This window comes from Porphyromonas loveana (assembly GCF_003096695.1).
Classification (GTDB): Bacteria; Bacteroidota; Bacteroidia; order Bacteroidales; family Porphyromonadaceae; genus Porphyromonas; species Porphyromonas loveana.
The window spans coordinates 1-11,635 of record NZ_QEKY01000024.1; the positions used below are offsets into that span (position 1 = coordinate 1).

An 11,635-nucleotide genomic window follows, 5' to 3' on the forward strand; every position below is an offset into this window, starting at 1 on the left:
CCATCAGCATCCCCTCGTAGAACTCCACGTAACGCTGTATATTACCCGAGAGCGGTAGCATCAACCCCACTTCGATTGCCTTGCCGGTCTGCACGGAGGGAGCGGTAGCGACAGGAGCCGATTCGCCACGCGGGATGTGTAGTCTGTAGCCTGCGGGGAAGTTGGCCGCCGTGATTCCGGGATTGGCTTTGAGCAGTGCCAGCTCGCTCAGCCCGTATTTTCTGCTCACAGAGAAGAGAGTCTCCTGCGGCTGGATCACATGCTCGCCACCAGGCGGTGCCGCATGGGGCGTTGCTGCGCTGACCGATTTGGCCGGAATGAGCAGCGTCTGCCCCTCTTTAATCCCCCCTTTGGCCGAGGGGTTAAGGGTATAGATGTCTTCTTCTGTGAGCCCATATTGGCGCGCCAGGCTGTACACAGTCTCCTTGGCTTGGACTGTATGTACCTTGGTCCGGTTGCGTGTTTGAGCAGTTGCGGGCTGCACGAACGTTAGTCCCAAGCCGATTATTATCACGGAAAGAATCCTCTTCCAATACATATTGTGAGTCATAATAACTTCCCTCATCTTATGAGTGAGATATGTGGGCAAAGGTAATAATAAGGATTCTGCACACAAGATTCTGCGACTTTTGACGCGAAAAAACGGAATTATGCGCCCAAAAGAAGCGGAGACTCGCGCCTAAAAAACGCGCATTCTCGCGCATAATTTTTGGGGAAATGGCGCGTAATCGCGAAAAAATATGCGCCAAAACAAAAAGAAAATGACGCATGATTTTCACCGCTTTTGGCGCCATGTTCGGCTGGATTTATGCGCGTCATGGCGAGGTCTTTCGGCTGTGCGTGGGAGCCTTTGCACGTGTCCTTTCTATAAAATATCCAAATGACTTCTGTGCGTACCCGCCTTTTTTCTTACTTTAGAGCCATAATAACGCCGGAACTCTGTATGCCGGCATACTAATTTAATAGAAGTCTTTATGAGATGGATTAGGGGAAATGACGATCAATCGAACTACGAGGATCGTCGTGGCAAACGTGTTAAGCGTGCCGCCGGTGGAGGTATTATCTCCATAGTCATCATCGTCATTGCCGTTCTGCTGGGCAAAGATCCGAGTTCTTTCCTGCAAATAGCCGATCAAGTGCTCCCCTCGCAGGGACAACAGGAGGTGGTCACGGATCCGACTGCGGCCAGAGAGAACGAGGACCTGAAGGTATTCTCGCTTCGCGTATTCAATAGTTGTAACGAAGTCTGGACCGACATCTTTAGTCGTGAGCTGAAACGCACCTATAAGAACCCCACTTTTGTCACCTTTACGGACGAAACGCTCAGCGGGTGCGGCGGAGCTACGTCGGCAACGGGGCCATTCTATTGTCCTGCCGACGAGAAGGTGTATATCGACTTGAGCTTTTTCCACGAACTGGCCAACCGATTCAAGGCGCCGGGCGACCTCGCCATGGCCTATGTGACGGCGCATGAGGTGGGTCACCACGTGCAGCATCTGCTGGGTACGCTCAGCCGTGTGCAGTCGATGCGCGGGCGAGTGAGTGAAGTGGAATACAATAAATTACAAGTGAAGTTGGAGCTGCAGGCCGACTTCTATGCCGGACTTTGGGCCAACTATGCGCAGAAGATGGGCATCATCGCTCTGGAAGAGGGCGACTTGGAGTCTGCCATCCGCGCAGCCGAAGCTATCGGCGACGATACATTGCAGAAGCAGTCGCAGGGCTATGTGGTGCCGGATGCCTTCACGCATGGTTCGTCCGAGCAGCGGATGTACTGGTTCAAGCGCGGTTTTGACACGGGCGACTTCTCTCGAGGCGACACCTTTGCCGAGCTGAAATAAGGGAGGGAAGAACTTTTTTCGTGGTCGCTCTGTTTCATTTGTGTCCCGATTTGTCCGCTTTACATGCCGACGAAGACAGGGTTTATGACAATGAACATTGACTTCAAACCCGTTCAGCCGTCCGACAGAGAGGCTATAACGGCTATTACTTTCTCTGCTGGAGCGCAGATATGCGATCTGGCTTTTTCCAACCTCTATTGCTGGAGTTATCTCTATGGCACCTCATGGGCTGTCGTGGAGGACTGCCTCATCGTGCGTTTCCGTCCCAAGACGCGAAACCATCCTGTCTATCTCTTCCCCGTGGGTGCCGAGCTTGACAAAGTGGTGGCAGCTGCCTATCGTCTCAAGGATCAGGTGGTGCCTGAGGAATACCCGCTTGTTTTCATGGGGGTGACTCCCGGTGTGCGCGCTTGTATTGAAGAGCATTGCACGGCAGAGTACCACTTTATTGAGGACGAGGCCTACTGCGACTATATATATGAGCGTGAGAGTCTGGCCTCTCTATCGGGTAAGAAACTGCAGGCCAAGCGCAATCATATCAATAAATTCCTCTCCCTCTATCCCGACTATAGCTATGCTCCCATGGAACAATCCGATGTGGAGGAGTGTCTGAGTCTCACCCATTTGTGGCTGGACAGCCGCGGCGACGAAGACGGTCGCGACAGTGAGGTCGCGATGGTGGAGCGTGCCTTCCGCCATCGAGAGGAGTTGGGGCTCACGGGCGGTGTGCTACGCGTGGAAGGTCGAGTGGTGGCTTTTTGTCTGGGTTCGCCCATCAATGCCACGACTTACGGTGTTCATATTGAGAAGGCCGACGCCTCTGTCGAGGGAGCTTTCACGATGATCAATCGGGAGTATGCCCGCTCGATACCGGAGAGCTACCGCTACGTCAATCGCGAGGAAGACCTCGGTCTGCCGGGCTTGCGACAGGCCAAACTTTCCTATCGTCCCGCTATTATCTTGCCCAAGCAAACGGCTATCCTACGTCGCGACCATGTCTCAGACCAAGCGTGACGCAGCCGCCGAACTGTGGCGTATCTGTTTCGGCGATCCGGAGCCATTCATTTCACTCTACTTTCGGGAGGTTTTCCGCGAGGAGGACACCTTGTTGCGCTATGATGCGACGGGTAAGCCGGTTGCGCACGTCCAGATGCTGCCCTATCGCCTGCACTTATTCGGCGATTCCATCCCTGCCGGCTATATATCCGGTGCCTGCACCCATCCCGACTATCGTAGTGGAGGGCTCATGCGCACACTGATGCGCGATGCTCTCAGGACTATGTATGAGCGTGGCGATGTGTGCAGCTTCCTTATTCCTGCCGAGAGCTGGCTGTACGACTACTATACTCGCACGGGTGATTATGCTCCTGCTTTCGGTCGAGAGCGCGTGATGCGCCACCGTCATGCAGGAGACGGCGCTCTTCCTGCCGGTTACACTTGTACGAAGGGGCAGGGGGATTATGATTTCTTCCGAGCCGCAGAAGTGTCGCTTACATCCTGTGGCGTGCTTCATTCGCACAGTCAGTGGCAGACGGTCTGTGCCGATTTGTCCCTCGCCGGCGGAGGAGTGGCGACATTACGCGACGTGAACGGGCAGCCTGTGGCCGAAGCTTACTACGTCCCTACGGCGGATGCGCTTGACATTAAGATGCTTGTGGGAGAAGAGCCCGCGACAGCTTTATTGACGGATTACCTCTTGACCGATGGTGATTGGGAGTTAGCTTCTATTCTGGTTCATTCGGATGCTGCTCCTTATGGTATGCTGCGCATCTTGCGTTTGCTGCCCGTGTTGGAAGTTTTTGCGCGAAAGAACAAGACTGTTCTCCACGAGTTTGTGTACATTGATGAACGTTTTCCGCAGAATAATGGTGTGTATCGCATTGCGGACGGAGGGGTCTCTTTCTCGTCTGAGGTGCAAGAAGCCGATACTATTCGCCTCCGGCATTATTCTCCGTCCTCTCTGGTCTCAGAATTTTTCACCCCTTTTCCCTCAGCCTTATTCCTGATGTTGGACTGACTGTAGTCCCCTTTCAGAGATAGTTTCACCTATATTTTTGCTCCCCGTTGGTCGGGGAGTTTTTTATTTTGGCACCAAAAGGTTTTTGCAAGATATATTTTCCTTGAGAAATTATATGTATGTTTGTGGCAGAAAATAATTACAAAGCAAAAAACAATACAGTATGAAGTACATTATCGTGGGTGGAGTTGCCGGTGGCGCTACCGCCGCAGCAAGATTGAGACGGCTGGACGAGAAGGCGGAGATCATCCTCTTTGAGAAAGGACGTCACATATCGTATGCCAATTGTGGACTCCCTTATTATATAGGAGGAGTGATAGAAGAAAGAGAAAAACTCTTCGTCCAGACGCCGGAGTCGTTCGGAGGGCTGTTCGATGTGGACGTGCGTGTGCAGAACGAAGTCCTGAGTATCGATCGCTCACGGAAGGAAGTTCGTGTTCGTGATGCAGGAGGTCGAGAATATAGTGAGGCGTACGACAAGCTCTTGTTGTCCCCTGGTGCGTTTCCGATCATCCCACCCCTGCCCGGTGTTGACGCCCAAGGCGTGTTCACGATGCGCAATGTAGAAGATACGGACGCCATCAAAGAATACATAGATCGGAACACGATCAAGCACGCCGTCGTCGTAGGTGGAGGATTTATCGGTCTGGAGATGGCCGAGAATCTGCACCACAGAGGGATAGCCGTGAGTGTAGTAGAGTTTGCGCCACAGGTGATGACTCCCGTGGATTTCTCTCTGGCGCAGATCGTCCATGCCCATCTGCAACAGAAGGGTATCGGTCTCTATCTGAAGAAAGCTGTCAAGGGCATTCAGCAGGAGAGGCAGGGACTGTCTGTTTCTCTCGATTCGGGAGAGCAGATTGTGGCTGATTTGGTGTTGATGTCGGTGGGTGTTCGCCCCAATTCTGCGCTGGCGGCCAACGCCGATTTGGCTGTAGGTGCGACACGCGGCATCAAGGTAAACGAATACTTACAGACCTCTGATCCTTCCATTTATGCCGTAGGTGATGCCATCGAATACCCACATCCATTCACGGCGACACCCTGGCTCAATTATTTGGCGGGGCCTGCCAATCGTCAGGCGCGTCTGGCGGCGGACAATATGCACGGCGTGCAGATGCGTCCTTATGAGGGTGCCATCGGAACGGCTATCGCGAAAGTTTTTGACCTGACAGTCGCTTCTACGGGACTGGCGGCCAAAACTGTCAAACGTGATGGGCTGCCTTATCGCACGGCGACAGTCCAACCCAATAGTCATGCCGGCTATTATCCCGATGCATTCCCCCTAACGCTCAAGATAGTTTTTCACCCTGTGACAGGACAACTGTACGGTGCGCAGTGTGTGGGTATAGCCGGTGTGGACAAACGAATAGACTCCATCGCACAGATTATCAAGCATAAGGGTACCATTTTCGATCTGATGGAGACAGAGCAAGCGTACGCTCCGCCTTTCTCTTCGGCCAAAGATCCCGTAGCTCTTGCGGGCTACGTGGCGGAAAACATCATCAACGGCAGAATGAATCCCCTCTATTGGCGAGAAATGATGGAAGCCGATCCTTCCCAAGTGACGCTCCTCGATGTGCGTCCCGAGGATGCATATGAGGTAGAACACATTCGTGGGGCAATGAACATTCCGCTGGAAGAAATTCGTCAGCGGCTGGATGAAATCCCACGCGATAAACCTGTTTATATCTATTGTGCGGTGGGACAGCGCGGATATTTGTCGTCCAATATCCTGCGACAGAACGGATTTGAAGACGTGCGTAACCTAATCGGCGGTTATCGTTTGTACTCCGTCGTGACGGGAGATTACTGTACCAAAGCGAAAGAAGCGGTTGCGCCGACTGCACGAAAGAGCGTAGCTAAGGTGTCGGATGCAGCTATCGAAGTCGATGCTTGCGGGATGTCTTGTCCGGGACCGATCCTCAAACTCAAACATTCTATCGACGAAGTGGCCGCAGGTGAGCAGCTTCGCATTTTGGCTACGGACCCCGGTTTTGCTCGTGATGCCGAAGCTTGGTGCGAGACGACGGGTCACAAACTCATCGCTCAGGAGTCTCAGGGTGGAAAGTACATCGTCACGATAGAGAAGACCGCCTGCAAAGAAGAAGGTACTTGCGTGAATGAGACACCGTCCAAGGGCAAGACATTTATTCTCTTCAGCGATGATCTCGACAAGGCCTTGGCTACATTCGTCCTGGCCAACGGAGCAGCTGCAACGGGAGAGAAGGTGACAATTTTCTTCACCTTCTGGGGTTTGAATGCCATCAAGAAGGAGAATCCCGGTAGCGTACGGAAGGATATTTGGGGAAAGATGTTCGGTATGATGTTGCCCAAGAGCAGCAAGGGTCTCGGACTTTCCAAGATGAATATGCTCGGCATGGGCCCCAAGATGATGCGCAAGGTGATGGAAGTGAGACAAGTGGACTCACTGGAGAGTATGCGTGCGCAGGCTTTGGAGAACGGAGTGGAGTTCATCGCCTGCCAAATGTCCATGGATGTGATGGGAATCGGCCGCGAAGAGCTCCTCGACGAAGTGACGATCGGCGGCGTAGCCACCTATATGAATAGAGCAGACCACGCGAACGTCAATCTATTCATCTAAATTTGTGGATCAAAATTGTTTAAAACGGCCTATGGCCTCCCACCAATGGAAAATGAAAAATGTATCTGTCTGCTCAGGAAACTGATTGTTTCCATCCGCGAACTGGAGTCCGATCTCATGGAGTCCTCGGGATGTGATCTCAATCAGGCGATGCTTCTCTGCGTGCTCTCCGACAACTCTCTTTCCGCTTCTGAGATAGCTGTGCAGATAGGAATACTCCCTGCACAAAACTCCAAGCTCCTCTCCGCTGCCGAAGACAAGGGGTGGGTGGAGCGACACTTGGGGCATGATGATAAGAGGAAGATCTACTTTAATCTGACGGATGAGGGCAAGCAACAATTGAAGATGTTCAAGGCCTTGCAACTCAACGTGCCGGACTTCATCCGCCCGCTGTTCGATTCTGTCTCGAATAAGACTGATTCTCACTGACACGGGCGGCACATTGTCGCCGACTAATGAGTAAAGGGCAAAGAGCCGCACAGCTCTTTGCCCTTTATTTGTTTGGTCTCCTTATCAATCGAGGGAGGGAGTCGTGGGGTTCATTCGTCGCAGACAGGCTGCTACGAGCCGTATGTCGTGACGAGCTTTCTCCCGATAAGTCGTGCGGATACCCGGCATACCGAAGTAGAGCACGCCGAACAACTCCGTCAGCCGTGGCAGCTTCCACGCACCGGAAGAGCTGTACAGATGCGTGTGATCCACGCCTGCCTGCATCGTGCAATACTCATCCGGAAAAAACAATGGTGCGGGATCAATGCCCCATCGTCTCATATCGTAAGCGAGAACGGCGCGGTGGAAGGCCAAGTTGTGTGCCGCCAACACCTTCGTGCCGCTCGCAGCGCGCAGGAGTTGTGCGTACACCTCTCTCGGCTCTTGTCCTCCCTTGGCAGCATCGCTTATGCCATGCAGTGCAGCGGCAGCGGCATCGACAGGTTCGTCCGTGTGCAGATAGAAGACTTGCTCCTCCATACATCTGAAACGAAAGTCCAGCACCTGCCAACCGATACTTACCGGAGCCGGTGCATCGTCTCCTGCGACGAACAGCACTTCGTCGGCCGGAAGTCCCGTTGTCTCGGTGTCGATAACAAGATAGCAGGGGCGACTGTCTGCTGCTGCTGGTATGGGAGCGACAAGCGAGGAGGCATCCGTGTCGATGATGCCCCTCCGGCGAAACTGCGGATCGGAGCCTTCGGCAGGGAGATCTCTCGCCTCCCAAGGATCCTTAGGCTTCCATAGTGCCATAAAAGCCATCCCTGCTATCAGCACAAGCAGGGTGACAGCCATCCAGAGAACCATCGTCGCGACAAAGGTTGTGGCGGGAGATACGCAGCCGTATCGCCCGCCACAGCTTCCAACATCTTACTTCACCTGACTACCCGGAGCTACATCTGCACTTGGCATCACCACCTTGAGCGCACCGTCGGCACCCTCTGCTGAGAGGATCATGCCTTCGGAATCAATCCCTTTGAGCTTACGCGGCGGCAGATTGGCTATGAAGCATACTTGCTTGCCCACCAGTTCTTCGGGCTGATAATGCTTGGCAATGCCCGAGACGATGGTGCGGCCGCCCAGACCATCGTCTATGCGGAAGCGCAGGAGCTTGTCGGCCTTGGGCACCTTCTCGCACTCCAACACCGTGCCGACGCGGATATCCAGCTTGAGGAAGTCCTCGAAATCGATGGGAGCGGCTATCGGTTCTGCGCGATGTGCGGCTTGCTCGTTGGCCTTCTTGGTCGCCTGTAGTTTCTGTATCTGGGCTTCGATGACGTTGTCCTCCAGCTTCTCGAAGAGGAGTTCCGGCGTGCCGAGTCGGTGCCCTTCGGGCAGAAGATCCGTGCTGCCGAGGCGATCCCAACCGAACGGAGCCTCCACGGACAGCATGGCCATGAGCTTGGTGGCGGAGAAAGGCAGGAACGGCTCGAAAGCGATGGCCAGATTGGCCGTGATCTGCAGGGCGAGATTGAGGATGGAGGCCACGCGCGGCATATCCGTCTTGGCGAGCTTCCACGGCTCGGTATCAGCCAGATATTTATTGCCGATGCGAGCCAGATTCATCGCTTCTTTGAGGGCTTCGCGGAAATGGAAGGTCTCGAGTTGATGCTCCAATGTAGCCTTCACGGCTGCAAATTCCTCTATCGTCTGTCGGTCGTAGTCCGTGAGTTCGCCCCTGGACGGCACTACACCCTCGAAATACTTGTGCGTGAGCACCAAAGCGCGGTTCACAAAGTTGCCGAAGATGGCTACTAATTCGTTGTTGTTGCGGGCTTGGAAGTCGCGCCATGTGAAGTCGTTGTCCTTCGTTTCCGGAGCGTTGGCCGTGAGCACGTAGCGCAACACGTCCTGCTTGCCCGGGAACTCTTCCAGATATTCATGCAGCCATACGGCCCAGTTGCGGCTCGTCGAAATTTTATCTCCCTCCAGATTGAGAAATTCGTTGGCGGGGACATTTTCCGGCAGGATGAACGAACCCTCGGCACGAAGCATGGCGGGGAAGACGATACAGTGGAATACGATATTGTCCTTGCCGATGAAGTGGAGGAGTCGAGTGTCCTCGGACTTCCACCACGTCTCCCACGTCTCGGGGCATAGCTCCTTCGTGTTGGAGATGTAGCCGATGGGAGCATCGAACCAGACGTACAGCACTTTGCCTTCGGCACCTTCCACGGGTACGGGGATACCCCAGTCGAGGTCGCGGCTCACGGCACGCGGTTGGAGCCCCATGTCCAGCCAGCTCTTGCACTGTCCATAGACGTTGCTCTTCCACTCCTTGTGTCCTTCGAGTATCCACTCCTTCAGGAAGGCTTCGTGCTTGTCCAGTGGCAGGTACCAATGCTTGGTCTCGCGCAGCACCGGCGCACTGCCCGAGATGGCACTTCGGGGGTTGATGAGGTCGGTGGCGTTGAGCGATGTGCCGCAGGCTTCACACTGGTCGCCGTAAGCACGCTCGTTGCTACAGTGCGGGCAAGTGCCTGTGATATAGCGATCGGCGAGGAACTGTTTGGCCTCCTCGTCGTAGTACTGCTCACTCGTCTGCTCGACAAACTCACCCTTCTCGTACAGCTTGCGGAAGAATTCGCTCGCCGTCTGTCGGTGCATTTCGCTTGTGGTGCGTGAGTAGATGTCGAAAGAGATTCCCAGTCCTTCGAACGACTTCTTGATGATATTGTGGTAACGATCTACCACTTCCTGCGGGGAGCATCCCTCGGCTTTGGCCTTGAGAGCGATGGGTACGCCGTGCTCGTCCGAACCGCCGATGAGGAGGCAGTCGCGGCCGCGCAGTCGCAGGTAGCGGGCATATATGTCAGCCGGGACGTAAACGCCGGCGAGGTGTCCGATGTGTACAGGCCCGTTGGCGTAGGGTAGGGCTGTCGTGATCAGAGTACGCTTGAATTGTTGATCCTTCATTGTCCGATAGTTCTATTTTTGTCCGATAGCTGCAAAGATAGTGATTTGACTACCGCCACCGTGCGGGCTGTAGGTATTCTCCGTCGTTGTCTTGTGTAATTAACTGTGGGATCTTGTCTGTCGAATGGATGGAAGTGGACTGTCGGGCACATTTTTTCACGGCGGAAAACGACGATTTTTCACGCCTTTTTGCGTCGGAATGTTGCGCCATTTTATTTTTGAAATGGCGCGTTTTTTCTCGAAAAATGGCGCGTTTTCAAAAAGAATTATGTGCCTCTTTGCTCGAGAATTTGGCGCCATATTTGTCCGTTTTTTGGCGCATTGATCTGCACTGACGTTCGGCTTTCAGAGTTGTAAGTCCGGAATAAAAACAAAGCCGAAGGCTGTTGCCTCCGGCTTGTCTTATGCTGAAAATAGTATGTGGATTTACTTCTTTGTAAGGATAACGGGGTGTGTGCCCACTTCTTCATCGACAAGCGTGAGCGAGAGCGTGTTCTTGTCCCAATCTACCTGTCCCAATGAGTTGACGTAAAGTACAGGATCAATACCTTGATCGGCACCGTCGGGTAAGTTATGTTCTATCGCTAACGATTCGCGATCAGAGAATTTGAGCATTACCGCACCCGTCGTAGTATTGTAGTCGAAGGGAATAAGATATTTGATTTGGACGAAATATCCCCCTTCATAGGCTTCTTTGTGTATGAACGTGGCTTGCGTCTTGGAGATAAAATCCAGCTTTATAGAAGCTTCTGTAAGAATCGCTTCTTCCAAATCGAAGTCACGGAACTTGAAGTCGCTCCCTTTATTCCATGCTTCATACTCAGCAGGATTGAATACTTTTTCCCATTGGGTATTCGCTACACAGCGAGGTTCATCGTCACTACCGCAAGAAGAGAGCGTCAGTACGCTCACGAGAGCCATAAAGATGGCTGCCAATTTCCATGTTTTCATTCGTTTTTCTTTTTGATTATGATGAATGCTGCGGCAAATATAGGCCAAAAACCCATGCGACAAGGCGCCGTTTCTCTTCTGCCGAACGAAAAAGGACTGTAAAAACAAAGCCGAAGGCTGCTGCCTCCGGCTTGTCTAATACTGAAAAAAGGAGTATGGGATTACTTCTTTGTAAGGACAACAGGGAGTGTGTACGTCTCTGCATCAACAAGCGTGAGCGAGAGCGTATTCTTGTCCCAGTCCACCTGTCCCAATGAGTTGACGAACTGAGCAAATTCAATTTCTTCACCGTCGGGTAAATTATGTTCTATCACTAACGATTCGCGATCGGAGAATTTGAGCATTACTGCACCCGTTGTAGCATTGTAGTTGAAGGGTAGGATATATTTGATTTGAGAAAAATACTTCTCTCCCAAAACGATTCTCACTGTGAATGTGGCTTGGGTTTTGGAGATGAAGTCCAGCTTAATAGAAGCTCCTGTGACAGGCAAATTATCCCAGTCGATGTCTCGCAAGAAATTGCCTTTCGCATTGTCGCCATCAGCAATCTCATCAGGAGTAAATATTTTCTCCCATTGGGTGTTCTCTATGGAGCGAGGTTCGTCATCACTACTGCAAGAAGAGAACGTCAGTACGCTCACGAGAGCCATAAAGATGGCTACCAATTTCCATGTTTTCATTCGTTTTTCTTTTTGATTATGATGAATGCTGCGGCAAATATAGGCCAAAAACCCATGCGACAAGGCGCCGTTTCTCTTCTGCCGAACGAAAAAGGACTGTAAAAACAAAGCCGAAGGCTGCTGCCTCCGGCTTGTT

General features: G+C 52.8%; 11 protein-coding genes. 5 read left to right on the plus strand and 6 right to left on the minus strand.

The genetic code is table 11. The annotated features are described in order from the left end of the window. On the minus strand, positions 1-565 hold a 565-nt coding region (locus C7382_RS09555; protein ID WP_243405707.1), incomplete at its 3' end, for a LysM peptidoglycan-binding domain-containing protein. 409 nt (positions 566-974) lie between these two features. Here C7382_RS09555 and ypfJ point away from each other — a divergent pair. The 5 genes from ypfJ (at position 975) to C7382_RS09580 (ending at position 6,892) form a co-directional block, all read left to right on the plus strand. Further along, a complete protein-coding gene (gene ypfJ, locus C7382_RS09560; RefSeq protein WP_116680051.1) occupies positions 975-1,841 on the plus strand; it encodes a KPN_02809 family neutral zinc metallopeptidase in 867 nt (288 codons plus the stop codon). Positions 1,842-1,931: 90 nt separating this feature from the next. After that, positions 1,932-2,855, plus strand: a complete 924-nt coding sequence (locus C7382_RS09565; RefSeq protein WP_116680052.1) for a PG_1841 family phosphatidylglycerol lysyltransferase-like protein — start codon at positions 1,932-1,934, stop codon at positions 2,853-2,855. Continuing rightward, entirely contained in the window at positions 2,836-3,858 is a 1,023-nt protein-coding gene (locus tag C7382_RS09570) for a GNAT family N-acetyltransferase (RefSeq protein WP_116680053.1), read from the plus strand. The genes C7382_RS09565 and C7382_RS09570 overlap by 20 nt, the downstream gene beginning before the upstream one ends. 163 nt (positions 3,859-4,021) lie before the next feature. Beyond that, positions 4,022-6,463, plus strand: coding sequence for an FAD-dependent oxidoreductase (locus C7382_RS09575; RefSeq protein ID WP_116680054.1), 2,442 nt, complete (start codon positions 4,022-4,024; stop codon positions 6,461-6,463). A 45-nt stretch (positions 6,464-6,508) separates the two neighbouring features. Then, positions 6,509-6,892, plus strand: coding sequence for a MarR family winged helix-turn-helix transcriptional regulator (locus C7382_RS09580; protein WP_116680055.1), 384 nt, complete (start codon positions 6,509-6,511; stop codon positions 6,890-6,892). Between the two features lie 84 nt (positions 6,893-6,976). Here C7382_RS09580 and C7382_RS09585 read toward each other — a convergent pair whose 3' ends face one another. From C7382_RS09585 to C7382_RS09600, 5 genes are all read right to left on the minus strand, one after another. Next, complete coding sequence (locus C7382_RS09585) at positions 6,977-7,759, minus strand: 3'-5' exonuclease (RefSeq protein ID WP_116680056.1); 783 nt, start codon at positions 7,757-7,759, stop codon at positions 6,977-6,979. A 63-nt stretch (positions 7,760-7,822) separates the two neighbouring features. Then, positions 7,823-9,868: a methionine--tRNA ligase gene (gene metG / locus C7382_RS09590; RefSeq protein ID WP_116680057.1), complete on the minus strand. Its 2,046-nt coding sequence runs from the start codon at positions 9,866-9,868 to the stop codon at positions 7,823-7,825. Positions 9,869-10,024: 156 nt separating this feature from the next. After that, on the minus strand, positions 10,025-10,168 hold the full coding sequence (locus C7382_RS10135) for a hypothetical protein (protein WP_165815153.1): 144 nt from the start codon (positions 10,166-10,168) through the stop codon (positions 10,025-10,027). Positions 10,169-10,294: 126 nt separating this feature from the next. Further along, positions 10,295-10,819: a hypothetical protein gene (locus C7382_RS09595; RefSeq protein ID WP_116680058.1), complete on the minus strand. Its 525-nt coding sequence runs from the start codon at positions 10,817-10,819 to the stop codon at positions 10,295-10,297. Between the two features lie 161 nt (positions 10,820-10,980). Next, entirely contained in the window at positions 10,981-11,499 is a 519-nt protein-coding gene (locus C7382_RS09600; protein WP_116680059.1) for a hypothetical protein, read from the minus strand. Positions 11,500-11,635 lie beyond the last annotated feature (136 nt).